The following is a 24,917-nucleotide window of genomic DNA, read 5'->3' as shown; positions in this document are numbered from 1 at the left end:
CGCGGCCGGTCGTCCCAGCGGGCGCGCCCGTGGACGCGCCGGGGCGCCTCGGCGCCGCCCCGCCCGCACCACACCGCACGTGGGGCGGCCCATAGGCCTACCGGCGGCACGCCGACCGGGCCGGGACCGCAGCCGCGCGCCGCCCGTCACGACGTCACGTCGCGCCACGCGTCCGGCAGGGCCGTCGCCACCTGTGCCGCCGTGATCGGGGCGCCGCCGGACGCGCGGCGGGCCGCGAGGCCGTGGAGGTAGGCGGCGGCCGAGCCCGCGTCCAGGGCCGGCAGGCCCGCCGCGAGGAGCGAACCCGCGAGCCCCGACAGCACGTCGCCGCTGCCCGCCGTGGCCAGCCAGGAGGTGCCCGTGGGGTTGACCCGTACCGCCGTGTCCGGCCCCGTCACCAGCGTCGTCGAGCCCTTGAGCAGCACCGTCGCGTCGAAGCGCGCCGCCAGTTCCCGTACCGCGTCGAGCCGCCCCGCCTCCACCGCCTCCCGGGGGACGCCGAGCAGCGCCGCGGCCTCCCCCGCGTGCGGGGTGAGCAGCGTCGGGGCCGTACGGCCGCGCACCACGGAGACCGGCAGGTCGCGCAGACCGTCCGCGTCCACCAGGACCGGTACGTCCGAGGCGAGGACGTCCGCGACGCCGGGGCCGTCCCCGAGCCCCGGGCCCACCACCCATGCCTGGACCCGGCCGGCCTTCTCCGGCGGCCCTGCGTGCACCAGCGTCTCGGGGAATCGGGCGATCACCGCGTCCCCGGCCGGGCCCACGTACCGCACCGCGCCCGCACCGCCCCGCAGCGCTCCCGCCACCGCGAGGACGGCCGCGCCCGGGTAGCGCGCGGACCCGGCGACCACGCCCACCACACCCCGCCGGTACTTGTCGCTCTCCACGCCCGGCACGGGCAGCAGCCGCGCCACGTCCTCGTGCTGGAGCGCCTCCAGGTCGGGCACCGAGGGCAGGAAGTCCGCGAGCCCGATGTCGACGAGCCGCAGCGCCCCCGCGTACTCCCGCGCCGGGTCGATCAGCAGCCCCGGCTTGTACGCCCCGAACGTCACGGTCGCGTCCGCTCGCAGCGCCTCCCCCGCCACCCGGCCCGTGTCCGCGTCGACGCCGCTGGGCAGGTCGACGGCGACCACGACCGCGTCCGAGCCCCGTGCCGCCCGCGCGACCGGGACCGCGTCCGGGCGCAGTCCGCCGCGCCCGCCGATGCCGGTGATCCCGTCCAGGACGAGATCGGCGGCGGCGAGCGGCTCGAACGGGTCCTCCGCGACCCGCCCGCCGGCCGCCCGCAGCGCGCCGAGACCGCCCTCGTGGGCGCGCGAGCCGAGCAGGACGGCCGTCACTCCGGCCCCGCGCCGGGCGAGCCGCGCGCCCGCGTACAGCGCGTCGCCGCCGTTGTCCCCGCTGCCGACGAGCAGCACGACTCTCGCCCCGTACACCCGGCCCCGCCCGAGGAGGGAGACACAGGCGGCGGCAAGCCCCGCCGCCGCCCGGTGCATCAGCGCGCCCTCCGGCAGACGGCTCATCAACTCGGCCTCTGCGGCCCGTACGGACTCCACGCGGTAAGCGGTACGCATGTCCCGCAGTCTGCCGCACGTGCCGCGAGCCCGCCCGCAGAAGCGGGCCGTCAGCCCTCGGCGATCACCACCGCCGAGGCCACGCCCGCGTCATGACTGAGGGACACATGCCAGTGCCGTACCCCGAGTTCGGCGGCCCGCGCCGCCACCGTCCCGCGCACCCGCAGCCGGGGCCGCCCGCTGTCCTCGACGTACACCTCGGCGTCCGTCCAGTGCAGGCCGGCGGGCGCGCCGAGCGCCTTGGCCACCGCCTCCTTCGCGGCGAAGCGGACCGCGAGCGAGGCGGGTCCGCGCCGCTCCCCGCTCGGCAGCAGCAGCTCGCGCTCGACGAAGAGCCGCCCGAGCAGCCCGGGGGTCCGCTCCAGAGAGGCCGCGAAGCGGTCCACCTCGGCCACGTCGATCCCCACCCCGATGATCATTCGCTCATCACTCCACGGTCACAGATTTCGCCAGGTTCCGCGGCTGGTCCACCTCGTTGCCGCGCGCCGTCGCCAGCTCGCAGGCGAAGACCTGCAGCGGCACGGTGGAGACCAGCGGCTGGAGCAGCGTAGGCGTTGCCGGGATACGGATGAGATGGTCGGCGTACGGGACGACGGCCTCGTCGCCCTCCTCCGCGATCACGATGGTCCGCGCCCCGCGCGCGCGGATCTCCTGGATGTTGGAGACGATCTTGTCGTGGAGGACGGACCGGCCCTTGGGGGACGGTACGACCACGACGACCGGCAGATCCTCCTCGATGAGCGCGATCGGCCCGTGCTTGAGCTCACCGGCGGCGAAGCCCTCGGCGTGCATGTAGGCGAGCTCCTTCAGCTTCAACGCGCCTTCCAGGGCCACCGGGTAGCCGACGTGCCGTCCGAGGAAGAGGACCGTGTTCTTGTGGGCGAGCGAGCGCGCCAGCTCGCGTACCGGCTGCATGGTCTCCAGGACCCGCTCGACCTCGTCGGCGATCCGCGCCAGCTCCCGGATCACGGCGTGGATCTCGTCGCCCCACTTCGTCCCGCGCACCTGACCCAGGTACAGCGCGACGAGGTAGCAGGCCACGAGCTGCGTCAGGAATGCCTTCGTCGACGCGACGGCGACCTCGGGGCCGGCGTGCGTGTAGAGGACGGCGTCGGACTCCCGGGGGATGGTCGAACCGTTGGTGTTGCAGATGGCGAGCACCTTCGCGCCCTGTTCGCGCGCGTGTCGCAGCGCCATCAGGGTGTCCATGGTCTCGCCGGACTGGGAGATGGCGATGACGAGGGTGCGCTGACCGAGGATCGGGTCGCGGTAGCGGAACTCGCTGGCCAGCTCCACCTCGCAGGGGATCCGGGTCCAGTGCTCGATGGCGTACTTCGCGATGAGGCCGGAGTGGAAGGCGGTGCCGCAGGCGATGATGACGACCTTGTCGGCCTCCCGCAGCACGGCGGCGGGGATGCGCACCTCGTCGAGCGTGAGCCGGCCCTCCGCGTCGATCCGCCCCAGCAGCGTGTCGGCGACGGCCTTGGGCTGCTCGGCGATCTCCTTGAGCATGAAGTAGTCGTAGCCGGCCTTCTCGGCGGCGGAGGCGTCCCAGTCCACGTGGTACGCCCGTACGTCGGCGGGCGCGCCGTCGAAGTCGGTGACGGTCACCCCGTCCCGGCGCAGCTCGACGACCTGGTCCTGTCCGAGCTCGATGGCGGACCGGGTGTGCGCGATGAACGCGGCGACGTCCGAGGCGAGGAAGCACTCGCCCTCGCCGACGCCGACCACGAGGGGTGAGTTGCGGCGGGCGCCGACGACCACGTCCGGGTCGTCCGCGTGCACGGCGACGAGGGTGAACGCCCCCTCCAGGCGCCGGCACACCAGCCGCATCGCCTCGGCCAGGTCGCCGCAGGAGGAGAACTGCTCGGCGAGGAGATGGGCCACGACCTCGGTGTCCGTCTCGGACGCGAGGTCGTGGCCGCGCTCCTGCAACTCGCCGCGCAGGGCGGCGAAGTTCTCGATGATGCCGTTGTGGACGACGGCCACGCGCCCCGCGTTGTCGAGGTGCGGGTGCGCGTTGGCGTCGGTCGGCCCGCCGTGCGTGGCCCAGCGGGTGTGCCCGATACCGGTGGAGCCGCTCGGCAACGGCCGGTCCACCAGCTCCTTCTCCAGATTGACGAGCTTGCCCGCCTTCTTCGCCGCGGCCATGCCTCCGTCGGAGAGCACCGCGACGCCGGCCGAGTCGTAGCCCCGGTACTCGAGCCGCTTGAGGCCCGCGATCACCACATCAAGCGCCGACTGCCCGCCGACGTAACCCACGATTCCGCACATGGCGGCAGCCTACGGCCGAAGTCGGCCGCGGGCCGGGACTCAGCGCAGCTTGGCGGCCTGCGCGTCGATGACGGCCTTGGGCAGCGCCTTGACCTCGCCACCGAAGCTCAGGGTGAAGAGGGAGGCCAGCGTGTTGCCCTTGCGGAACACCACGAGCTTGGTGACGAAGGGCTGGCCCTCCATGTCACTGGCGACCGTCCAGGCGAGCGCCTCCTCACCGGCGGTCACGGTCTCCGGGGTGACCTTGCTGACCTTGGTCTTGACGCCGCTCGCCATGATCGTGAAGCCGCTCGCGCAGTCGGTCCCGGCGGTCTTGAGAGAGGCGAAGGCCTTCTCGGCGCCCTGACCGTTGTACGAACCGAGGGTCACGGTGGTCACGGGGGTGGCGAGGGCGCCCATGATGTCCTCCGCGGAGGCCCCGGTGCCCTTCTTCGCCTCGGCCGCCTTGCGGTGCGTGCTGACGCCCGCGTCGCCGGGGGCGACGGACGACATGGCCTCGGCGAGCGGCTCGCAGGCGGGCTTGTCGGCGCCGACGTCCCCGGCGTTCAGGACATCGGCGGGCTTGGCCTTCTCCACCCGGTAACCCTTGAGGTCGGCCTGCTCGACGATGAGCTTCTCCAGCTCGGCGGCGGAGAGAGCCTTCACGTCCGGCTTGGCAGCAGCGGACGCGGAGGCGTCGTTCTCGCCCTTCGGCTTGCCGTCGTTCGCGTCCCCACCACAGGCGGTGAGCAGCATCGCCAGCGAGGTGGCGGTGGCGGCGACGGCCGCGGTGCGGCGAAGGGTGGTGGCTCTCATGGTTCAACTCTCTACTCGGGCGCGTGAATCAGTGAGCAGCCTATGCAAGCGATCACCCCGCTGATCATCGGATTACCAACCGGTATGCGATCGCAATCATCGCGCGAGGACTTCCATATTTGCCCCTGTTCGCCGGGAATCGACTAACCGTCAGGGCGGACAAATCGCCATATGACAAGCATCCGATCGGCTCTCGCGGCCGTGATAGCTTCGCGCGGCGGGGGTGGGAGTTGCAACGTAAACCAACCGGTGGTCCGTCTACGGACTTTCCGCGACGCGGGCTGCCGAGTCCCTTCGCCGATCGCACGCCGTCGGACGTGGGGCACATCGAAAGGTGGGCTCATCTCTTCTGTCATCGACCACCGTCACCCGCCGGCACCGAGCGAAGCGCGAGGCGGATCACCACGCTCGCCGCACACCTCGCTCCGGGCGATGCCTCTGGGCGGGACGCGGGTGGACTCGCTGACGGGGCTGCGCTGGTTCGCGGCACTCGGCGTGTTCCTCTTCCACGCACGCTGGTACTTCGGCGAGTCGCCTGAGCTCCTGCAGCTCGCGTCGATCGGATACGAAGGCGTACCGTTCTTCTTCATCCTGTCCGGTTTCGTCATGGCGTGGGTGGCCCGTCCCCATGACACACCCCTGAGTTACTACTGGCGCCGATTCGCCCGTATCTGGCCCCTGCTCGCCGTCACGACGGTGGCCGTCGTGGCGCTCCGGACGTGGTGGTGGCAGCTGCCGGTCTCCAAGACGGACATCCTGTGGACGCTCACGTTCGCGCAGGCCTGGAGCACCGACCACTTCTTCGCCCTGAACGCGGTCACCTGGACGCTCTCCGTGGAGGCGTTCTTCTATCTCGCCTTCCCCCTGCTCTTCCGGCTGCTCGTCCGCTGCCCCTCCTGGCTGCTGGCGGTGGTGGCCCTACTGGCGGTGGCCACCACGGCGGGCACGCGCCTGGTGGCCGAGCGGTACGAGTTCGGCCACCAGCTGGAGCGCCTGGTCGTGGCCTCGCCGCTCGCCCTGAGCCCGATGTTCGTCCTCGGACTGTGTGCGGCGATCCTCGTCCGGCGCGGTCGGCAGCCTGCCTTCGGCTCCGGTGTCGCCCTCGCCCTGACCGCGGGATCGCTGCTGCTGTGCTGGCTCTGGACACGCCATCCCGACGCCGTTCCGTACCTCACCGCGGAGTACGGCGTCTTCGACGCCCTCCTCATGCCGGCCTTCACCCTGCTGATCGTGACAGCGGCGCTGCGCGACGTGCGGGGTGAGCGTTCCGTCCTGCGCGCCAAGCCGCTGCTCAAGCTCGGCGAGTGGTCCTTCGCCTTCTACATCTGCCATGTGGTCGTCCTCGCGGTGTGCGAGCACCTCGGGATGGTGCCGAGCGACGGGCTGGGCCTGGACGCCCTCGAAGTGACGGCGGCGGCGCTGGCCACCCTGGCCGTCGCCGCGTTCCTCCACGAGTACGTCGAGAAGCCGGCCGAGCGACGGCTCAGGTCCCTGCTGCCCGGCCGCGGGCCCCGCCCGGCCGGACGGTCCGCCACGTGACCCAGCCCACCACCCACGACGGCCCCGTACCCCCGACAATGGCGGTGTGATCACTTCGCCGCCACGAAGCGCCCAGGGCAACGGCAACGAGCCCGGCTCCGGCACAGGCAACGGCTCCTCCCCCGGTCCAGGTCCCGCAAACGGACCCGGTCCCGGCAAGGGGAACGGCGCCGGCCAGCGCCGGGCCGAGGCTTCGCCGTACGTCGACCTCACCCGGGCCGAGTGGAGTGCGCTGCGCGACAAGACGCCGCTGCCGCTCTCCGCCGACGAGGTCGAGCGGCTGCGCGGCCTCGGGGACGTCATCGACCTCGACGAGGTGCGGGACATCTATCTGCCGCTGTCGAGGCTGCTCAATCTGTACGTCCAGGCCACCAGCGGTCTGCGGGGCGCCCTGAACACCTTCCTCGGCGAGAACGCCGAGCAGCGCGGCACGCCGTTCGTCATAGGAGTCGCCGGCTCCGTCGCCGTCGGCAAGTCGACCGTGGCCCGGCTCCTGCAGGCGCTGCTCGCCCGCTGGCCCGAGCACCCGCGCGTGGAGCTGGTGACCACCGACGGCTTCCTGCTGCCGATGGAGGAGCTGAAGGCGCGCGGGCTGATGTCCCGGAAGGGCTTCCCGGAGTCGTACGACCGCCGTGCGCTGACCCGGTTCGTCGCCGACATCAAGGCCGGGAAGGACGAGGTCACCGCCCCGGTCTACTCCCACCTGATCTACGACATCGTGCCCGGCGAGCGGCTCGTCGTCCGCCGCCCCGACATCCTGATCGTCGAGGGGCTCAACGTCCTCCAGCCCGCGCTGCCCGGCAAGGACGGCCGCACCCGGGTCGGGCTCGCCGACTACTTCGACTTCTCGGTGTACGTCGACGCCCGCCCCGAGGACATCGAGAGCTGGTACCTCAACCGCTTCCGCAAGCTGCGCGAGACCGCGTTCCAGAACCCCTTCTCGTACTTCCAGCGCTACACCCAGGTCTCCGAGGAGGAGGCCCTCGACTACGCCCGCACGATGTGGCGGACCATCAACAAGGTCAACCTCCTGGAGAACGTGGCCCCGACCCGCGGCCGGGCCACGCTCGTCGTCCGCAAGGGCCCCGACCACAAGGTCCAGCGCCTCTCCCTGCGCAAGCTCTGATCTCCGTGAGAAGGTGCGGCCATGCTGCATCTGCGGATGATCACCCCGGCCGACCGCACGGACGCCGTCCTCGAACTGATCGACAGGACGGTGGGCACCACCCATCTGGCGGTGTTCACCGGTGCCGCGCGCGATCCGGTCGGCGACATCGTCCTGTGCGACGTGGCCCGCGAGGCCGGTGACGGACTCCTCAACGGGCTCCGGGACCTGGGGATCGACAAGGACGGGTCGATCGCGGTCGACCACATCGACCTCTCCCTCTCCTCGCGCGCCGACCACGCCGAGGAGGAGGCCCCCGGCGAAGGGGCGGACGCGGTGGTGTGGGAGCAGCTCACCGAGGCGACCCACGAGGAGTCCAGCCTCAGCATCACCTATCTGCTGTTCCTCACCCTCGCGACGATGATCGCGGCCTGCGGTGTGGTCCTCGACAACGCGATCCTGATCGTGGGCGCGATGGCCGTCGGCCCGGAGTTCGGTCCGCTCGCCGGGATCTGCACGGGTCTGGTGCGGCGCTCTCCCCGGCTGACCTGGCGCTGCCTGGTCGCCCTCCTGGTCGGCTTCGCGGTCGCGATAGCGGCCACCACCGTGTTCAGCGTGGTGATGGACGCCTGGGGCCAGTTCGACGAGGGCATGCTCGAGAACCCGCGCCCGAACACCAGCTTCATCTGGCAGCCGGACCCGTTCTCCTTCATCGTGGCCCTGCTGGCGGGCGCGGCCGGCGTCCTCTCGCTCACTTCCTCGAAGTCCGGCGCGCTCGTGGGGGTGGCGATCTCGGTGACGACGGTCCCGGCCGCCGCGAACGCGGCGGTGGCGCTCAGCTACGGCGACGTGGGCCAGATGTGGGGCTCCGCCGAGCAGTTGCTGCTGAACCTGCTCGGCATCATCCTCGCCGGCGTCCTCACCCTCGTGGGCTGGAAACTGCTGTGGCGCACCCAGCGGGGACGGATGACCCGCCCGCCGGGTGCGCCACGAGGCAGGTAGCCGACGCCCGCGGTCAGCCGAGCGCCGACTTCACCACGTCCGCCAGGCGGCCCGCCACCGCGCGGGCCTGCTCGATGTCGGCGGCCTCCACCATCACGCGTACCAGCGGCTCCGTGCCGGAGGAACGCAGCAGTACGCGACCGGTGTCGCCCAGCTCCCGCTCGGCCTCGGTGACGGCGCCGGCCAGCTCGGCCGAGGTCGTCACCCGCGACTTGTCGACGTCGGGCACGTTGATGAGGACCTGCGGCAGCCGCTCCATCACGGAGGCCAGCTCCGCGAGCGACCTGCCCGTGGCCGCGACCCGGGCCGCCAGCATGAGACCGGTCAGCGTGCCGTCGCCGGTGGTCGCGTGGTCGAGCACGATCACGTGGCCGGACTGCTCGCCGCCGAGCGCGTACCCGTGCTCCTTCATGGACTCCAGGACGTACCGGTCGCCGACCGCCGTCTGGACCACCCGCAGCCCCTCCCGCTCCATGGCGAGCTTGAAGCCGAGGTTGGACATCACGGTCCCCACGACGGTGTCGCCGCGCAGGGTGCCCGCCTCGCGCATGGCGAGCGCCAGCACCGCGAGGATCTGGTCGCCGTCGACCTCGTGACCGTCCGCGTCGACCGCGAGGCAGCGGTCCGCGTCGCCGTCGTGGGCGATGCCGAAGTCCGCGCCGTGCTCGACGACGGCGGCCTTGAGCAGCTCCAGGTGGGTGGAGCCGCAGCCGTCGTTGATGTTGAGGCCGTCGGGGGCGGTGCCGATCGTGACGACCTCGGCGCCGGCCCGCGAGAACGCCTCGGGCGACACGCGCGCCGCGGCGCCGTGCGCCTCGTCGAGGACGACCTTCAGTCCGTCGAGCCGGTTCGGCAGGACGGCGATGAGGTGGGCGACGTACTTGTCGAAGCCCTCGTCGTAGTCCCGGACCCGTCCGACGCCCGCGCCGGTCGGCCGCTCCCACGGGGCGCCGGTGCGGTGCTCCTCGTAGAGGGACTCGATCCGGTCCTCCAGCTCGTCCGCGAGCTTGTGGCCGCCGCGGGCGAAGAACTTGATGCCGTTGTCGGGCATGGCGTTGTGGCTCGCGGAGAGCATCACGCCGAGGTCGGCGCCGAGCGCTCCGGTGAGATAGGCCACGGCGGGGGTGGGCAGCACGCCGACGCGCAGCACGTCCACACCCGCGCTCGCGAGGCCCGCCACGACGGCGGCCTCCAGGAACTCTCCCGACGCACGCGGGTCCCGCCCGACCACCGCGGTCGGCCGATGGCCTTCAAAGGTTCCCGCCTCGGCGAGCACATGCGCCGCGGCGACCGACAGGCCGAGCGCGAGCTCCGCCGTCAGATCCGCGTTGGCAACACCGCGCACGCCGTCCGTGCCGAAGAGTCGTCCCACAACTGTCCTCCGAAACTGCTCCGAAAATGCGATCCCGTGCAGATCCTCTGACCGGCTGAAGCCCGTTTCGATGCCGATGCCGCCCAGAAGTGCCCAAGGTGATGAAAAAACGTACGCCCCGGCGGCACGGACAGTGCCGCCGGGGCGTACGTACAAGCAGACCGAGCAGGCGATTAGCGCTTGCTGTACTGCGGGGCCTTGCGAGCCTTCTTGAGACCGGCCTTCTTGCGCTCGACCGCACGGTCGTCGCGGGAGAGGAAGCCGGCCTTCTTCAGCGCCGGGCGGTTGTTCTCGACATCCGCCTCGTTCAGCGCACGGGCCACGCCGAGGCGCAGGGCGCCGGCCTGGCCGGAGACGCCGCCACCCGCGATGCGGGCGATGACGTCGTAGCGGTTGTCGAGCTCGAGCACCTTGAAGGGCTCGTTGACTTCCTGCTGGTGCACCTTGTTCGGGAAGTAGTCCTCGAGGGTGCGACCGTTGATCTTCCACTTGCCGGTGCCCGGAACGATCCGGACGCGGGCGATGGCGTTCTTGCGACGGCCCAGGCCGGCGGCCGGCTGCGGGTCGCCGAAGCGGGACGCCAGGGACTCGGAGGTGTACTCACCCTCGACGGGGACCTCGGACTCGAAGGTGGTGACCTCGGCGTAGGTCTCCTCGCCCTCGACGGGGTTCTCAACAGTGGTCTCGGCCACGATGCTCCTCAGATTTCTTTTCGTCTTAGGGGGTGGCCGGAACTACTGCGCGACCTGGGTGATCTCGAACGGGACCGGCTGCTGAGCAGCGTGCGGGTGGTTCTCGCCCGCGTAGACCTTCAGCTTCGAGAGCATCTGACGGCCCAGGGTGTTCTTGGGGATCATGCCCTTGATGGCCTTCTCGACGGCCTTCTCGGGGTTCTTCTCCAGCAGCTCGTCGTAACGGACGGAGCGCAGACCACCCGGGAAACCGGAGTGGCGGTACGCCAGCTTCTGGGTCTTCTTGTTGCCGGAGAGGTGGACCTTGTCAGCGTTGATGATGATGACGAAGTCGCCCATGTCCATGTGGGGGGCGTAGACCGGCTTGTGCTTGCCTCGGAGGAGGTTCGCAGCCGTCGTCGCCAGACGTCCCAGGACAACGTCCTGCGCGTCGATGATGTGCCACTGGCGAGTGACATCGCCGGGCTTGGGGCTGTACGTACGCACTTCGTAGCCTTCGCTTCTTCAGTGGATGGAGTCCAGACACACCTGAAGCGATCATGCAGCTGGGGCCTGCACTGCCGGGATCACCACCCGTATGCGAGCCACTGGTAACTGCTCCAGGGAACCTGCGTAAGGGCCCTTCGCGTGAGAACGACGAAGCCACTACGCATAACAAACCGCAACAGTACCCGCGCCGCCCCCGACGGGTCAAAACGCCGGGGGACTCGAGGTCAGCGCGCCCGCTCGACCCTGCGCTCGTCCCAGACCGGCTCGCTGGTCTCCCGTACGACACCGTCGGAGCCGAAGACCAGATACCGGTCGAAGGTCTTGGCGAACCACCGGTCGTGCGTGACCGCCAGGACCGTCCCCTCGTACGACTCCAGGCCGTCCTGGAGGGCCTCCGCCGACTCCAGGTCCAGGTTGTCCGTCGGCTCGTCGAGCAGCAGCGCCGTCGTCCCCGACAGCTCCAGGAGCAGGATCTGGAACCGGGCCTGCTGGCCGCCCGACAGCTTCTCGAAGGGCTGGTCGCCCTGCCCCTCCAGCTCGTACCGCCGCAGGACCGACATCGCCCCGCCCCGGTCCTTCGCGTGCTCCGACCAGAGGATGTCCACGAGCGACCGCCCCTGGAGCTCCGGGTGCGCGTGGGTCTGGGCGAAGTGGCCCGGCACGACCCGCGCGCCGAGCTTCCACGTCCCCGTGTGCGCCACCGACGGGTCGCCGGCGAGCAGCCGCAGGAAGTGCGACTTGCCGGACCCGTTCGAGCCGAGGACGGCGACCCGCTCGCCGTAGAAGATCTCCAGCGAGAACGGCTTCATCAGACCGGTCAGCTCAAGGTTCTCGCAGGTCACCGCCCGCACACCGGTACGGCCGCCGCGCAGCCGCATCCGGATGTCCTGCTCACGCGGCGGCTCGGGCGGCGGCCCGGCCTCCTCGAACTTCCGCAGCCGCGTCTGCGCGGCGGCGTACCGGGACGCCATCTCATGGCTGACCGCCGCCGCCTGCCGCAGGTTGATCACCAGCTTCTTCAGCTGGGCGTGCTTCTCCTCCCAGCGCCGCTTCAGCTCCTCGAAGCGGGCGAACCGCTCCCGCCGCGCCTCGTGGAAGGTCTCGAAGCCGCCGCCGTGCACCCAGACGTCCGACCCGGCCGGGCCAGGCTCGACGGCGACGATCTTCTGGGCGGCGCGGGCCAGAAGCTCCCGGTCGTGGGAGATGAAGAGCACGGTCTTACGGGTCTCCCGCAGCCGCTCCTCCAGCCACCGCTTGCCGGGCACGTCGAGGTAGTTGTCCGGCTCGTCGAGCAGCAGCACCTCGTCGGTGCCCCGCAGCAGGGACTCAAGGACCAGCCGCTTCTGCTCACCGCCGCTGAGCGTCCGCACCTCGCGGAACTGCGCCTTCTCGTACGGGACGCCCAGGGCCGCCATCGTGCACATGTCCCAGAGGGTCTCGGCCTCGTACCCCTGCACCTCGGCCCAGTCGCTGAGCGCCTGCGCGTACGCCATCTGCGCGGCCTCGTCGTCCACCGTCATGATGAGGTGCTCGGCCTCGTCGACCGCCTTCGCGGCCTCGCGGATCCGGGGCTGGGCGACGGAGACCAGCAGGTCGCGGACCGTACGCTCGTCGCGGACCGAGCCGACGAACTGCGGCATCACGCCGAGGCCGCCGCTGACGGTGACCGTGCCGCCGTGCGGCTGGAGCTCACCGGCGATCATCCGCAGCAGCGTCGTCTTCCCGGCGCCGTTGGCCCCGACCAGGGCGACCACCGCGCCCTCCCCCACCCGGAAGGAGGCGTCGGCGAGAAGCACCCTCCCGTCCGGAAGGTAGTACTCCAGATGCGCGGCCTCGACATGTCCCATGGGGTGCATTGTCGCCGCCGACGCCCCCGTCTCCCAACCGGATTAGGATGCGCGGCATGAGCTTTGGGGGACCGCAGTGGCCGCAGGAGCCGCAGCAGCACGGCGCGCAGCCGTACGGACAGCAGCAGCCCAACCCGTTTCCCGGCGCGCACGCGCCGGACACACCGGACTGGAGCGCGCTCGCGGAAGCCTCGGCGGCCCGTAGCCGCCGCAAGCGCCGGATGATCTTCGGCGGCGGCGCGCTCGCCGTCCTCGTGGTCGGCGCGATCGTCGCCACCGCGATCGTGAGCGCCGGCGGGAGCGACGACACGGCCAAGAACGGCTCGGTCACCCCGACCGGCTCCGCCACGCCCGACGACTCCCTCACCCCCACCCCGACGTTCTCCTCCGTGGCGCCGCCGCCCCCGCCCGACCCCAAGGACTTCATCTCGACCGAGACGAAGGACAAGGCGCCGCTCAGCGCCGAGGGCCTCTTCCCGGGCAAGAAGCTCACGATGGACGGCCGCGCCTACAAGAAGGGCGCGACCTCGTCGACGACCAACTGCGCGAGCGTCGCGCAGGGCGCCCTCGGCTCGATCCTGGAGAAGAACGGCTGCGACCGGGTGCTGCGCGCCACGTACGTGAAGGACGGGGTCGCCGTCACCGTCGGCGTGGCCGTCTTCTCCACCGAGGCCGAGGCGCTGAAGGCGAAGCAGCAGGCCAAGGGCGGTATCGCCCCGCTCGCCGGCGCGGGCGTCAACGAGTTCTGCCGCGCGACGGTCTGCCTGCGCCGCTCGAACTCGATCGGCAGGTACGCCTACTTCACCCAGTCGGGCTTCACGAGCGGCAAGAAGGTCACCGAGGCGGAGAAGGCCGTCTACCAGGTCAGCGACGACCTCGGCACCTTCGCCTTCAACCAGATCTACGCCCGCGGCCGCGCCCAGGCCTCAGCAGCAGCCGGCGCTCCCGGGGAGTGACCGCTTGTTCCTGGCCTCCAGATTGCGGGCGGCCAGGAGATCGTCGGCCGGGTAGCCGACCTCTTCGAGGGTGAGGCCGTGCGGGCGGACGACGTGCACGGCCGAGTCCCGTACACCCGCCGCCAGGACCTTCGCCGGCCAGTCGACCGGCCGGTGGCCGTCACCGACGAAGAGCAGCGCGCCGACCAGCGAGCGGACCATGTTGTGGCAGAAGGCGTCCGCCTTGACGGTGGCCTCCAGGATGCCGCCGGGCCGCCGCTCCCAGCGCAGCTCCTGGAGCGTACGGATGGTGGTGGCGCCGTCGCGCTTCTTGCAGTAGGCGGCGAAGTCGTGCTCGCCGACGAGCCGCTCGGCCGCGGCGTTCATCGCGTCCATGTCGAGGGCCCAGTCGTGCCACAGGACATGGCCGCGCAGGAGCGGGTCGACGCCGCCGGGGTTGTCGGTGACGCGGTAGGCGTAGCGGCGCCAGACGGCGGAGAAGCGGGCGTTGAAGCCGCTGGGGGCCTCGGTCAGCCGCCAGACGCGTACGTCGTGCGAGAGGCGCCCGGCGAGCCGCCGCAGCAGCTTGTCCCGGTGCTCGGCCCACAGCTCGACGGGCAGATCGACGTGGGCGACCTGGCCGCGGGCGTGCACCCCGGCGTCGGTGCGGCCCGCGACGGTCAGCTCGTACGTCTCCTTGGAGCGGGTCACGGTCTTCAGGGCGTCCTCGATGTCGCCCTGCACGGTCCGCTGGCCGCGGGCCTGCTTGGCCCAGCCGGAGAAGTCCCTGCCGTCGTAGGACAGGTCGAGCCGGATGCGTACGAATCCGGGCTGCACGTCGTCGCTCACGCGCTGATTCCTCTCAAAACCTCTGCGTACGGGAGCGGGCCCGTACCCCCAGGGGTACGGGCCCGCCCACGAGAAAAACGGAAGAACGCTTACGCGTCCTTCGCCTCCTCGGCCGGAGCCTCGGTGGCGTCCTCGGCCTTGGTCTCCTCGACCTTGGCCTCGTCCTCCTTGACCGCACGCTTGGTGGCGGCCTCGGCCTCGGCGACGGTCGCCTTCTTGGCGATCTCGCCCTCGACCAGCTCGATCACGGCCATCGGGGCGTTGTCGCCACGACGGTTGCCGATCTTGGTGATACGGGTGTAGCCACCGGGACGCTCGGAGTAGCGCGGCGCGATCTCGGTGAAGAGGGTGTGGACGACGCCCTTGTCGGTGATCGTCTGCAGCACCAGGCGACGGTTGTGGATGTCGCCCTTCTTCGCCTTCGTGATCAGGCGCTCGGCGACCGGACGCAGGCGGCGGGCCTTGGCCTCGGTCGTCGTGATGCGGCCGTGCTCGAAGAGCGACTTCGCCAGGTTGGCGAGGAGCAGCTTCTCGTGCGCGGCGCTGCCGCCCAGACGGGCACCCTTGGCGGGCTTCGGCATGGTGTTTCTCCTTGTGATCTGCCCCGGCCGTATCAGGTACCGGGGTCAGGGCCCCGCAGGCGGTCGCCTGCGGGCAGCGATCAGTACTGCTCGGTCTCGACGAAGCCCGCGTCCGCGTCGTCGTCGGCGCCGAAGGCGTCGGCGGCGGCGGTCGGGTCGAATCCGGGCGGGCTGTCCTTGAGGGCCAGGCCCATGCCGGCCAGCTTCGCCTTGACCTCGTCGATCGACTTCGCACCGAAGTTGCGGATGTCGAGCAGGTCGGCCTCGGAGCGCGCCACGAGCTCACCCACGGAGTGGATGCCCTCACGCTTGAGGCAGTTGTACGAACGAACGGTGAGCTCGAGCTCCTCGATCGGCAGCGCCAGGTCGGCGGCGAGGGCGGCGTCCGTGGGGGACGGGCCCATGTCGATGCCCTCGGCGTCGATGTTGAGCTCGCGCGCCAGACCGAACAGCTCGACCAGGGTCTTGCCGGCGGACGCCATGGCGTCACGCGGGCGCATGGCCTGCTTGGTCTCGACGTCGACGATCAGCTTGTCGAAGTCGGTGCGCTGCTCGACACGGGTCGCCTCGACCTTGTACGTGACCTTGAGCACCGGCGAGTAGATGGAGTCGACCGGGATACGGCCGATCTCCTGGCCCACCTGCTTGTTCTGCACGGCGGAGACGTAGCCGCGACCGCGCTCGACGGTCAGCTCCATCTCCAGCTTGCCCTTGCCGTTGAGCGTGGCGAGCACCAGGTCGGGGTTGTGCACCTCGACACCGGCCGGCGGGGCGATGTCGGCAGCGGTGACCAGGCCGGGGCCCTGCTTGCGCAGGTACATCACGACCGGCTCGTCGTGCTCCGAGGAGACGACCAGCTGCTTGATGTTCAGGATGAGGTCGGTGACGTCCTCCTTGACGCCCGGCACGGTGGTGAACTCGTGCAGGACACCGTCGATACGGATGGACGTGACGGCCGCACCCGGGATCGAGGAGAGGAGCGTACGACGGAGGCTGTTGCCGAGCGTGTAGCCGAAGCCCGGCTCCAGGGGCTCGATGACGAACCGCGAGCGGTACTCGTCGACGACCTCTTCGGTCAGCGAGGGACGCTGAGCGATCAGCATGATGTGAATCCTTCAGTCATGGACACCCACTATTTGATGTCCCGAGGTACTGCAAGGGTACGGGCGGCACGCCTCCGAAGAGCCGTACCGCCCAGTCCCTCGGACCGTTGCCGGTCGTGCGTCAGACGCGACGACGCTTCGGCGGACGGCAGCCGTTGTGCGGCGTGGGGGTGACGTCCTGGATCGAACCGACCTCGAGGCCCGTGGCCTGGAGGGAGCGGATCGCGGTCTCGCGGCCGGAGCCCGGCCCCTTGACGAAGACGTCGACCTTGCGCATGCCGTGCTCCTGCGCGCGGCGAGCGGCCGACTCGGCGGCCATCTGCGCGGCGAACGGGGTCGACTTGCGCGAGCCCTTGAAGCCGACGTGGCCGGCGGAGGCCCAGGAGATCACGTTGCCCGAGGGGTCCGTGATCGAGACGATCGTGTTGTTGAACGTGCTCTTGATGTGCGCGTGGCCGTGAGCGACGTTCTTCTTTTCCTTGCGGCGCACCTTCTTGGCAGCGCCCTGACGACCCTTGGGGGGCATCTATATCTCCTACGGGAGGTGGTCGGTCCTACAGCGAAGACCGTGTGGTCAAGCGTCCGCTGAGGACTACTTCTTGCCCGGCTTCTTCTTGCCGGCGATGGCGCGACGCGGGCCCTTGCGGGTACGAGCGTTCGTGCTGGTGCGCTGGCCGTGGACCGGAAGGCCACGACGGTGACGCAGACCCTGGTAGCAGCCGATCTCGACCTTGCGGCGGATGTCGGCCTGGATCTCGCGGCGGAGGTCACCCTCGGTACGGAGGTTGGCGTCCACGTACTCGCGGATCTTGACCAGGTCCTCTTCGGCCAGGTCACGAACGCGGGTGTTCGGGTTCACGCCGGTGGAGGCGAGGATCTCCTTGGACCGGGTGCGCCCGATACCGAAGACGTAGGTGAGTGCGATCTCCACACGCTTTTCGCGCGGGATGTCAACACCGGAAACGCGTGCCATTCAATGGCTCCTGTGTGTTCGGGGGTCTTCCGCAAAGCCACTCCCGCCACGCCGTATGAGGTACGGAACGGGTCCCCGGCCCCCGCCGGAGGTGCCGTCAGCCGTGGAACACGGCCCGACGGGCTCTGCGTATGTACGTTTGCTTGCGTCGCGCGAAGAACTGCGGAGGTGCAGGTCGGTCGGCGTGCGTCAGCCCTGGCGCTGCTTGTGGCGCAGGTTGTCGCAGATGACCATGACCCGGCCGTGACGGCGGATCACCTTGCACTTGTCGCAGATCTTCTTGACGCTCGGCTTGACCTTCATGGGATGTGAGGTTCTCCGGGTCAGTGCCACCACCCGCGCACGGAAGATGCGGGGTGCGGGCAAGATCTACTTGTACCGGTAGACGATCCGGCCACGCGTCAGGTCGTACGGAGAGAGCTCCACCACGACCCGGTCGTCCGGAAGGATTCGGATGTAGTGCATCCGCATCTTGCCGGAGATGTGCGCGAGGACCTTGTGACCGTTCTGGAGCTCCACCTTGAACATGGCGTTCGGGAGGGACTCGATCACGGTGCCCTCGATTTCGATGGCACCTTGCTTCTTGGCCACGCTTCGCCTTTCGAATCGGCTACCTTGATCGACTCCCGCCCCCGTATGCGGACACACGGGTACACGAGAGCCGACGCATCAGTCTACGCCAGGCCCTTGGAAAAGACGAATCCGGGAAGTCTGCCCACCCGGGAAGATCCCTACGCAAGGAGCCACGCGGCGGTTGGAGCCGCTACGCCAGGGGATCGGGCGCCGCGGTGACGCCCAGCTCCGCCAGCTTCGCCTTGCCACCGTCGGGGGCCGTCAGGACCAGCGGTCCGTCCTCCGTGAGGGCCACGGAGTGCTCCCAGTGGGAGGACCAGGTGCCGTCGGTCGTGATGACCGTCCAGTCGTCCGCCAGGACCTCCGTGCGCGGCGTGCCCAGCGAGACCATCGGCTCGATCGCCAGACAGAAGCCGGGGACCAGCTTCGGGCCCTTGCCGCGCTTGCGGGAGACGTAGTTCAGCAGGTGCGGGTCCATGTGCATCTCGGTGCCGATGCCGTGGCCGCCGTAGTCCTCGACGATGCCGTACTTGCCGCCGCCCGGCTTCGGCTGCCGGCGGATGTACGTCTCGATCGCGCGCGAGATGTCCACCAGCCGGTTGCCGTTCCTCATCGCGGCGATGCCGGCCCACATCGACTCCTCGGTCACCCGCGAGAGCTCGATCAGCTCCGGGGCGTGCCCCGTGCCCACGAACGCCGTGTACGCCGCGTCGCCGTGCCAGCCGTCGATGATCGCGCCGCAGTCGATCGAGATGATGTCCCCGTCCTTGAGGACCGTCTTCTCGTCCGGGATGCCGTGGACGACGACCTCGTTCACCGAGGTGCAGATCGTCGCGGGGAAGCCGCCGTACCCCAGGAAGTTCGACTTCGCCCCGTGGTCGGCGATCACCTTCCGCGCGACCTCGTCCAGGTCCTTCGTCGTGGCGCCCGGCACGGCCGCCTCACGGGTCGCCGCATGGATGGCGGCGACGACCAGCCCCGCCTCGCGCATCTTCGCGATCTGCTCGGGGGTCTTGATCTGCACCATCGTGGCCGGGGCCTTTCCATCGAGTACGGGAGACAGAACAACGATACGGCCGCGGCGCCCCTGAGGGGCACCGCGGCCGTATCGCACGAACCGTGTGGGTCAGCTCTTCTTCAGGGCCGCCATCGCGCGACCGGTGACCTCGTCCACCTTGCCGAGCGCCGAGATCGTCACGACCAGGTTCTGCGCCCGGTAGTAGTCGATGATCGGCTCGGTCTGCGTGTGGTAGACCTCCAGCCGCCGGCGGACGGTCTCCTCGGAGTCGTCGTCGCGCTGGTAGAGCTCGCCGCCGCACACGTCACACACGCCCTCCGCCTTCGGCGGGGTGTACGTCACGTGGAAGACGTGCGCGCTGTCGTTGCGGCAGATGCGGCGACCCGCGATCCGCTTCACGACCTCGTCCTCGGGGACCTCCAGGTCCAGGACCGCGTCCAGCTGCATGTCCTCGGCCTTGAGAACCACGTCCAGCGCCTCGGCCTGGGCCACGTTGCGCGGGAAGCCGTCGAGCAGGAAGCCGTTCGCGGCGTCCGACTGCTCCATGCGGTCCTTGGCCATGCCGATGGTCACCTCGTCGGGTACCAGGTCGCCGGCGTCCATGAACGCCTTCGCCTTCAGACCCAGCTCCGTGCCCTGACTGATGTTGGCGCGGAACAGGTCACCCGTGGAGATGTGCGGGATGTCCAGGTTCTTGGCAAGGAACGCGGCCTGCGTACCCTTGCCGGCCCCGGGCGGTCCGACGAGGACGATTCGCATCAGCGGAGGAACCCTTCGTAATTGCGCTGCTGGAGCTGGCTCTCGATCTGCTTCACGGTCTCCAGCCCCACACCCACGATGATGAGGATGCTCGTCCCGCCGAAGGGGAAGTTGGCATTGGCACCGCCGAAGCCCGCCAACGCCATCGTCGGCACAAGAGCGATCAGACCCAGATACAGCGAGCCCGGCCAAGTGATCCGGTTGAGCACGAAGCTCAGATACTCGGCAGTAGGTCGACCAGCCCGGATACCCGGGATGAAGCCACCATACTTCTTCATGTTGTCCGCGACTTCCTCGGGGTTGAACGAGATCGCCACGTAGAAGAAGGCGAAGAACACGATCAGGAGGAAGTACGTGGCGATGTAGTAGGGGTGGTCGCCCTTGACGAAGTGGGCTTCGATCCAGGTCTTCCAGCCCGCGGTGGAGCTGGAGAACTGAGCGATCAAGGCCGGGATGTAGAGCAGCGACGAGGCGAAGATGACGGGAATCACACCGGCCTGGTTCACCTTGAGCGGGATGTAAGTGGACGTTCCGCCGTAGGACCTGCGGCCGATCATCCGCTTCGCGTACTGCACCGGGATACGCCGCTGGGCCTGCTCGACGAAGACGACGAGGGCCACCATCACGAAGCCGATCAGGATGACGGTGCCGAACTCGATCCAGCCCTTGGCGAGCTTGCCGCTCTCCTTGATGGCCCACAGGGCGCCCGGGAAGCCGGCGGCGATCGAGATGAACATCAGGATCGACATGCCGTTGCCGATGCCGCGGTCGGTGATGAGCTCACCGAGCCACATGACGAGGGCGGTACCGGCGGTCATCGTGATGACCATGGTGACGGTCACGAAGATGGACTGGTCGGGAACGACCTGGTTGGCGACGTTGCAGCCACTGAAGAGCGCACCCGTGCGGGCGGTCGCCACGAGTCCGGTGCCCTGGAGGATGGCGAGCGCGATCGTCAGGTAGCGCGTGTACTGAGTGATCTTCGCCGTGCCGGACTGCCCCTCCTTCTTCAGGGCTTCCAGACGTGGGATCACGACGGTCAGCAGCTGCAGGATGATGCTCGCCGTGATGTACGGCATGATGCCGAGCGCGAAGATGGTGATCTGCAGCAGCGCCCCACCACTGAACATGTTCACCAGGCCGAACAGGGAGTTGTTCCCCTGGCTCGCCTGGTCGACACACTGCTGGACGGCCTCGTAGCTGACGCCGGGTACGGGGATGTGTGCCCCGAGCCGGTACAGCACGATGATGCCGAGCGTGAAGAGCAGCTTCTTGCGCAGGTCGGGCGTCTTGAACGCCCGGGCGAACGCGGTGAGCACGGTGCCTCCTGCGACCCCCCGCGCCATGCGCATGAGGTGACGGTCTTGAGGTTCGACGAATAGGTAACGGTCACGAAAACCGTGCGGGCATACCGCACGGAGCCTAGACAGTGCACGCCACCTTACCGGCGAGTGTGCCCCCCTAGGAACGACCAACCGGGGATGCCCCTTTTGGGAGGCATCCCCGGTCGGATGTTCAGGCCATCGAGTCGTCTCAGACGAGCTCGGTGACGGTGCCGCCGGCAGCGGCGATCTTCTCCTTGGCGGAGCCGGAGACGGCGTCGACCGTCACCTGCAGCGCCACGGAGATCTCGCCGGTGCCGAGCACCTTGACGAGCTGGTTCTTACGAACCGCACCCTTGGCGACCAGATCGGCCACCGTGACCTCGCCACCCTGCGGGTAGAGCGCGGCCAGCTTGTCCAGGTTCACGACCTGGTACTCGGTGCGGAACGGGTTCTTGAAGCCCTTGAGCTTCGGGAGACGCATGTGGAGGGGCATCTGCCCACCCTCGAAGCGCTCCGGAACCTGGTAACGGGCCTTCGTGCCCTTGGTACCACGACCGGCCGTCTTACCCTTCGACGCCTCACCACGACCGACACGGGTCTTCGCGGTCTTGGCGCCCGGGGCGGGACGGAGGTTGTGGACCTTCAGCGGGTTGTTCTCCGCCATGTCAGTCGACCTCCTCGACCGTCACGAGGTGGCGGACGGTGTGAACCATTCCGCGGAACTCGGGGCGGTCCTCCTTGACGACCACGTCGTTCAGGCGCTTGAGCCCGAGCGAACGCAGAGTGTCGCGGTGGTTCTGCTTGCTGCCGATGTACGACTTCGTCTGCGTGATCTTGAGGCGAGCCATTACGCACCCGCTCCCGCACGCGCACGGAGCAGAGCCGCGGGGGCGACGTCCTCGAGGGGCAGACCACGGCGAGCCGCGATCTCCTCGGGACGCTGCAGGCCCTTCAGGGCCTCCACGGTCGCGTGCACGATGTTGATCGCGTTGTCGGAGCCGAGCGACTTCGACAGGATGTCGTGAACGCCGGCGCACTCGAGCACGGCACGCACCGGGCCACCGGCGATGACGCCGGTACCGGGGGAAGCCGGCTTGAGCAGGACGACGCCCGCGGCCTTCTCGCCCTGGATCGGGTGAGGGATGGTGCCCTGGATGCGCGGAACCTTGAAGAAGTTCTTCTTGGCTTCCTCGACACCCTTGGCGATGGCCGCGGGAACTTCCTTGGCCTTGCCGTAACCGACACCTACGGTGCCGTCACCGTCGCCCACCACGACCAGCGCGGTGAAGCTGAAGCGACGACCACCCTTGACAACCTTGGCGACGCGGTTGATCGCGACAACGCGCTCAACGTACGCGGTCTTCTCGGCGGCAGCGCCACCGTCGCGGCCCTTCCGGTCCCGCCGCTCGCCGCCACCGGCACCGCTTCCGCGGCGCTGGGGTCCAGCCATTGGATTACCTCTCTCTGTTACGTCCGTTAGTCCCGGAACCGGGGCTTAGAACTTCAGCCCGGCTTCGCGGGCGGCGTCAGCCAGAGCGGCAATGCGCCCGGCGTACCTGTTGCCACCACGGTCGAACACGACAGTCTCGACACCCGCGGCCTTGGCGCGCTCGGCGACGAGAGCGCCGACCTGCTTGGCCTGCGCCGACTTGTCACCCTCACCGCCGCGGATCGACGCGTCCAGGTTCGACGCGGACGCAAGGGTGTGGCCCTTGAGGTCGTCGATGACCTGAGCGGTGATACCGCGGTTGGAACGCGTCACGACGAGGCGCGGACGCTCCGCCGTACCCGACACGTTCTTACGGATGCGGATGTGACGGCGGGCCTTGGCCGCACGCTTGTAAGCGTCGCCCTTGGCGATCTTCACACCGTATGCCATGGCTTACTTACCAGCCTTTCCGACCTTGCGGCGGATGACCTCGCCGGCGTACTTGACGCCCTTGGCCTTGTACGGGTCGGGCTTCCGCAGCTTGCGGATGTTCGCCGCGACCTCGCCGACCTTCTGCTTGTCGATGCCCTCGACCGAGAACTTGGTCGGCGACTCGACCTTGAAGGAGATGCCCTCGGGGGCCTCCACCAGGATCGGGTGGCTGTAGCCGAGCTGGAACTCCAGGTTGGAGCCCTTCGCGGCCACGCGGTAACCGACACCGCTGATCTCGAGCGCCTTCACGTAACCCTGGGTCACACCGGTGATCATGTTGGCCACCAGCGTGCGGGACAGGCCGTGAAGGGCCTTGTTCTGACGCTCGTCGTTGGGACGGGTGACGTTGAGAACGCCGTCCTCACCCTTGACGATCTCGATCGGCGCGGCGACGGTGTGGCTCAGGGTGCCCTTGGAACCCTTCACCGTGACCGTGCGGCCATCGATGGTGACGTCCACGCCGGCGGGAACCTGGATAGGCAGCTTGCCAATACGCGACATTAGCTATTCCTCCGTTCCCGACTACCAGACGTAGGCGAGGACTTCCCCACCTACGCCCTTCTTGCCTGCCTGCTGGCCGGTCAGGAGACCGTGGGACGTGGAGATGATCGCCACGCCCAGGCCGCCGAGGACCTTCGGCAGGTTGGTGGACTTCGCGTAAACCCGGAGGCCCGGCTTCGAGATCCGCTTGATGCCCGCGATGGAGCGCTCACGGTTCGGACCGAACTTGAGCTCGAGGACGAGGTTCTTGCCGACCTCGGCGTCCTCGACCTTCCAGCCCGTGATGAAGCCCTCCTGCTGGAGGATTTCCGCGATGTGAGACTTGATCTTGCTGTGCGGCATCGTCACGGTGTCGTGGTATGCCGAGTTCGCGTTACGCAGACGCGTGAGCATGTCTGCGATCGGATCAGTCATGGTCATGAATTGGCCTTCGGCCTCTCTCGCCGGGGTTTCCAGTGCGCCATCCCTCTCCCCACACAGGGGCGGGACGGGTGCGGCGCGGGGACCTACGGCGTAGTAAGTCGTACGGGCGGCAGACGCCCAACCCTCCTAGCCTAAGCCATGGAGAGGTGGGCCTCCGCCAACCCTCTGCTTACCGAGAGACTCCGGTTATCCCGTGATTACGGGGATTACCAGGAGCTCTTGGTCACGCCCGGCAGCTCGCCACGGTGAGCCATCTCACGAAGGCACACGCGGCACAGGCCGAACTTGCGGTACACGGAGTGGGGACGACCACAGCGCTGGCAGCGCGTGTAGCCGCGCACGCCGAACTTGGGCTTGCGGGCAGCCTTCGCGATGAGAGCCTTCTTCGCCATCTCGCTTACGCCTCCTTGAACGGGAAGCCGAGGTGACGGAGAAGGGCACGGCCCTCAGCGTCGTTGGTCGCCGTGGTCACCACGGTGATGTCCATACCCCGGACACGGTCGATCTTGTCCTGGTCGATCTCGTGGAACATGACCTGCTCCGTGAGACCGAAGGTGTAGTTGCCACGCCCGTCGAACTGCTTGGGGGACAGACCACGGAAGTCGCGGATGCGCGGAAGCGCGAGCGACAGGGTGCGGTCGAGGAACTCCCACATGCGGTCGCCACGGAGGGTGACGTGCGCACCGATCGGCTGGCCCTCACGCAGCTTGAACTGCGCGATGGACTTGCGAGCCTTGGTGACGGCCGGCTTCTGGCCGGTGATCGTGGTGAGGTCGCGGATGGCGCCCTCGATCAGCTTGGAGTCGCGGGCGGCGTCGCCCACACCCATGTTGACCACGACCTTGACGAGGCCGGGGATCTGCATGACGTTCTCGTACGAGAACTCCTCACGCAGCTTGCCCGCGATCTCCTCGCGGTACTTCGTCTTGAGACGCGGAGTGGTGGTGGTAGCCATCAGATGTCCTCACCCGTCCGCTTGGCAACGCGGATCTTGTTGCCCTCGTCGTCGAAGCGGTAACCGACGCGCGTGACAACCTTGTTGCCGTCCTTCTCAACGACCAGCTGGACGTTGGAGACGTGGACGGGCGCCTCGGTCGTGACGATGCCACCGGCCTGCGAGGGGCCGGCCTTGGTGTGCTTCTTGACCCGGTTGACACCCTCGACCAGGACACGGTCCTCACGGGGGAAGGCCGCGATGACCTTGCCCTGCTTGCCCTTGTCCTTACCGGTGATGACCTGGACCAGGTCGCCCTTCTTGATCTTCATG

Annotated in this window: 31 protein-coding genes; 4 read left to right on the top strand and 27 right to left on the bottom strand. The window is 69.1% G+C overall.

Annotation, left to right across the window (positions count from 1 at the left end):
• Positions 1–146: 146 nt before the first annotated feature.
• From ACIRB4_RS02375 to ACIRB4_RS02360, 4 genes are read right to left on the bottom strand one after another with little or no spacing between them, the layout of a single operon-like run.
• The gene (locus ACIRB4_RS02375; protein ID WP_403287932.1) at positions 147–1,574 is read right to left on the bottom strand and encodes an NAD(P)H-hydrate dehydratase; all 1,428 of its coding nucleotides are present in this window, start codon (positions 1,572–1,574) and stop codon (positions 147–149) included.
• Between the two features lie 50 nt (positions 1,575–1,624).
• Positions 1,625–1,993 carry a holo-ACP synthase gene (locus tag ACIRB4_RS02370; protein ID WP_403287931.1) on the bottom strand — a complete coding sequence of 123 codons (369 nt, stop codon included), beginning with the start codon at positions 1,991–1,993 and terminating at the stop codon, positions 1,625–1,627.
• Positions 1,994–2,000: 7 nt separating this feature from the next.
• Positions 2,001–3,848, bottom strand: coding sequence for a glutamine--fructose-6-phosphate transaminase (isomerizing) (gene glmS / locus ACIRB4_RS02365; RefSeq protein WP_403287930.1), 1,848 nt, complete (start codon positions 3,846–3,848; stop codon positions 2,001–2,003).
• A gap of 39 nt (positions 3,849–3,887) precedes the next feature.
• Positions 3,888–4,643 (bottom strand): hypothetical protein, encoded by a 756-nt coding sequence (locus ACIRB4_RS02360; protein ID WP_403287929.1) that lies wholly within the window; start codon positions 4,641–4,643, stop codon positions 3,888–3,890.
• Positions 4,644–5,075: 432 nt separating this feature from the next.
• On the opposite strand from ACIRB4_RS02360, the gene ACIRB4_RS02355 reads away from it, so the two are divergent.
• From ACIRB4_RS02355 to ACIRB4_RS02345, 3 genes are read left to right on the top strand one after another with little or no spacing between them, the layout of a single operon-like run.
• A complete protein-coding gene (locus ACIRB4_RS02355; protein ID WP_403287927.1) occupies positions 5,076–6,182 on the top strand; it encodes an acyltransferase family protein in 1,107 nt (368 codons plus the stop codon).
• 46 nt (positions 6,183–6,228) lie between these two features.
• Positions 6,229–7,308, top strand: a complete 1,080-nt coding sequence (gene coaA / locus ACIRB4_RS02350) for a type I pantothenate kinase (RefSeq protein WP_403287925.1) — start codon at positions 6,229–6,231, stop codon at positions 7,306–7,308.
• A gap of 21 nt (positions 7,309–7,329) precedes the next feature.
• Positions 7,330–8,289, top strand: coding sequence for a DUF389 domain-containing protein (locus ACIRB4_RS02345; RefSeq protein ID WP_403287923.1), 960 nt, complete (start codon positions 7,330–7,332; stop codon positions 8,287–8,289).
• Positions 8,290–8,302: 13 nt separating this feature from the next.
• Here the strand turns inward: ACIRB4_RS02345 and glmM are convergent, their stop codons facing one another.
• The 4 genes from glmM to ACIRB4_RS02325 all read right to left on the bottom strand — a co-directional run bounded on the left by glmM (position 8,303) and on the right by ACIRB4_RS02325 (position 12,689).
• Entirely contained in the window at positions 8,303–9,661 is a 1,359-nt protein-coding gene (glmM, locus tag ACIRB4_RS02340) for a phosphoglucosamine mutase (protein ID WP_403287921.1), read from the bottom strand.
• A 173-nt stretch (positions 9,662–9,834) separates the two neighbouring features.
• The gene (gene rpsI, locus ACIRB4_RS02335; RefSeq protein ID WP_403287920.1) at positions 9,835–10,353 is read right to left on the bottom strand and encodes a 30S ribosomal protein S9; all 519 of its coding nucleotides are present in this window, start codon (positions 10,351–10,353) and stop codon (positions 9,835–9,837) included.
• A gap of 42 nt (positions 10,354–10,395) precedes the next feature.
• A complete protein-coding gene (rplM, locus tag ACIRB4_RS02330; RefSeq protein ID WP_260229383.1) occupies positions 10,396–10,839 on the bottom strand; it encodes a 50S ribosomal protein L13 in 444 nt (147 codons plus the stop codon).
• A 227-nt stretch (positions 10,840–11,066) separates the two neighbouring features.
• A complete protein-coding gene (locus ACIRB4_RS02325) occupies positions 11,067–12,689 on the bottom strand; it encodes an ABC-F family ATP-binding cassette domain-containing protein (RefSeq protein ID WP_403287919.1) in 1,623 nt (540 codons plus the stop codon).
• Between the two features lie 56 nt (positions 12,690–12,745).
• Between ACIRB4_RS02325 and ACIRB4_RS02320 the strand changes: the two genes are divergently transcribed.
• Positions 12,746–13,645: a hypothetical protein gene (locus ACIRB4_RS02320; protein WP_403287917.1), complete on the top strand. Its 900-nt coding sequence runs from the start codon at positions 12,746–12,748 to the stop codon at positions 13,643–13,645.
• On the opposite strand, the gene truA is transcribed toward ACIRB4_RS02320, so the two are convergent.
• From truA to rplX, 19 genes are all read right to left on the bottom strand, one after another.
• Entirely contained in the window at positions 13,616–14,473 is an 858-nt protein-coding gene (truA, locus tag ACIRB4_RS02315) for a tRNA pseudouridine(38-40) synthase TruA (protein WP_403287916.1), read from the bottom strand. The two genes, ACIRB4_RS02320 and truA, sit on opposite strands and share 30 nt — an antisense overlap.
• 89 nt (positions 14,474–14,562) lie before the next feature.
• Positions 14,563–15,054 (bottom strand): 50S ribosomal protein L17, encoded by a 492-nt coding sequence (gene rplQ, locus ACIRB4_RS02310; RefSeq protein WP_403287915.1) that lies wholly within the window; start codon positions 15,052–15,054, stop codon positions 14,563–14,565.
• 80 nt (positions 15,055–15,134) lie between these two features.
• Positions 15,135–16,157 (bottom strand): DNA-directed RNA polymerase subunit alpha, encoded by a 1,023-nt coding sequence (locus ACIRB4_RS02305; protein ID WP_003956430.1) that lies wholly within the window; start codon positions 16,155–16,157, stop codon positions 15,135–15,137.
• Positions 16,158–16,278: 121 nt separating this feature from the next.
• The gene (rpsK, locus tag ACIRB4_RS02300; RefSeq protein WP_003956432.1) at positions 16,279–16,683 is read right to left on the bottom strand and encodes a 30S ribosomal protein S11; all 405 of its coding nucleotides are present in this window, start codon (positions 16,681–16,683) and stop codon (positions 16,279–16,281) included.
• A 66-nt stretch (positions 16,684–16,749) separates the two neighbouring features.
• On the bottom strand, positions 16,750–17,130 hold the full coding sequence (gene rpsM, locus ACIRB4_RS02295) for a 30S ribosomal protein S13 (protein WP_146481856.1): 381 nt from the start codon (positions 17,128–17,130) through the stop codon (positions 16,750–16,752).
• 189 nt (positions 17,131–17,319) lie between these two features.
• Entirely contained in the window at positions 17,320–17,433 is a 114-nt protein-coding gene (gene rpmJ / locus ACIRB4_RS02290) for a 50S ribosomal protein L36 (protein WP_003956441.1), read from the bottom strand.
• Between the two features lie 66 nt (positions 17,434–17,499).
• Positions 17,500–17,721: a translation initiation factor IF-1 gene (infA, locus tag ACIRB4_RS02285; RefSeq protein ID WP_003956442.1), complete on the bottom strand. Its 222-nt coding sequence runs from the start codon at positions 17,719–17,721 to the stop codon at positions 17,500–17,502.
• A gap of 172 nt (positions 17,722–17,893) precedes the next feature.
• Positions 17,894–18,730 carry a type I methionyl aminopeptidase gene (map, locus tag ACIRB4_RS02280; protein WP_403287914.1) on the bottom strand — a complete coding sequence of 279 codons (837 nt, stop codon included), beginning with the start codon at positions 18,728–18,730 and terminating at the stop codon, positions 17,894–17,896.
• A 99-nt stretch (positions 18,731–18,829) separates the two neighbouring features.
• Entirely contained in the window at positions 18,830–19,480 is a 651-nt protein-coding gene (locus ACIRB4_RS02275) for an adenylate kinase (RefSeq protein ID WP_356886087.1), read from the bottom strand.
• Positions 19,480–20,799 (bottom strand): preprotein translocase subunit SecY, encoded by a 1,320-nt coding sequence (gene secY, locus ACIRB4_RS02270; protein ID WP_403287913.1) that lies wholly within the window; start codon positions 20,797–20,799, stop codon positions 19,480–19,482. The genes ACIRB4_RS02275 and secY overlap by 1 nt, the downstream gene beginning before the upstream one ends.
• Before the next feature lie 214 nt (positions 20,800–21,013).
• Positions 21,014–21,469: a 50S ribosomal protein L15 gene (gene rplO / locus ACIRB4_RS02265; RefSeq protein ID WP_403287911.1), complete on the bottom strand. Its 456-nt coding sequence runs from the start codon at positions 21,467–21,469 to the stop codon at positions 21,014–21,016.
• A 1-nt stretch (position 21,470) separates the two neighbouring features.
• Entirely contained in the window at positions 21,471–21,653 is a 183-nt protein-coding gene (gene rpmD / locus ACIRB4_RS02260; protein WP_005313525.1) for a 50S ribosomal protein L30, read from the bottom strand.
• The gene (rpsE, locus tag ACIRB4_RS02255; protein WP_015035588.1) at positions 21,653–22,255 is read right to left on the bottom strand and encodes a 30S ribosomal protein S5; all 603 of its coding nucleotides are present in this window, start codon (positions 22,253–22,255) and stop codon (positions 21,653–21,655) included. Before rpsE ends, rpmD begins: the two co-directional genes overlap by 1 nt.
• Before the next feature lie 45 nt (positions 22,256–22,300).
• On the bottom strand, positions 22,301–22,684 hold the full coding sequence (gene rplR, locus ACIRB4_RS02250; RefSeq protein WP_351793016.1) for a 50S ribosomal protein L18: 384 nt from the start codon (positions 22,682–22,684) through the stop codon (positions 22,301–22,303).
• 3 nt (positions 22,685–22,687) lie between these two features.
• Complete coding sequence (gene rplF, locus ACIRB4_RS02245) at positions 22,688–23,227, bottom strand: 50S ribosomal protein L6 (RefSeq protein ID WP_388687939.1); 540 nt, start codon at positions 23,225–23,227, stop codon at positions 22,688–22,690.
• A gap of 21 nt (positions 23,228–23,248) precedes the next feature.
• Positions 23,249–23,647 (bottom strand): 30S ribosomal protein S8, encoded by a 399-nt coding sequence (gene rpsH, locus ACIRB4_RS02240; protein WP_030209003.1) that lies wholly within the window; start codon positions 23,645–23,647, stop codon positions 23,249–23,251.
• A 209-nt stretch (positions 23,648–23,856) separates the two neighbouring features.
• Positions 23,857–24,042, bottom strand: a complete 186-nt coding sequence (locus ACIRB4_RS02235; protein ID WP_003948630.1) for a type Z 30S ribosomal protein S14 — start codon at positions 24,040–24,042, stop codon at positions 23,857–23,859.
• Between the two features lie 5 nt (positions 24,043–24,047).
• Positions 24,048–24,605, bottom strand: a complete 558-nt coding sequence (gene rplE / locus ACIRB4_RS02230) for a 50S ribosomal protein L5 (protein WP_260229393.1) — start codon at positions 24,603–24,605, stop codon at positions 24,048–24,050.
• Positions 24,605–24,916 (bottom strand): 50S ribosomal protein L24, encoded by a 312-nt coding sequence (rplX, locus tag ACIRB4_RS02225; RefSeq protein WP_158989426.1) that lies wholly within the window; start codon positions 24,914–24,916, stop codon positions 24,605–24,607. Before rplX ends, rplE begins: the two co-directional genes overlap by 1 nt.
• Position 24,917 lies beyond the last annotated feature (1 nt).

The organism is Streptomyces sp. NPDC093600 (assembly GCF_044764755.1).
GTDB lineage: Bacteria > Actinomycetota > Actinomycetes > Streptomycetales > Streptomycetaceae > Streptomyces.
This window is presented reverse-complemented; position numbering and strand designations above follow the sequence as displayed.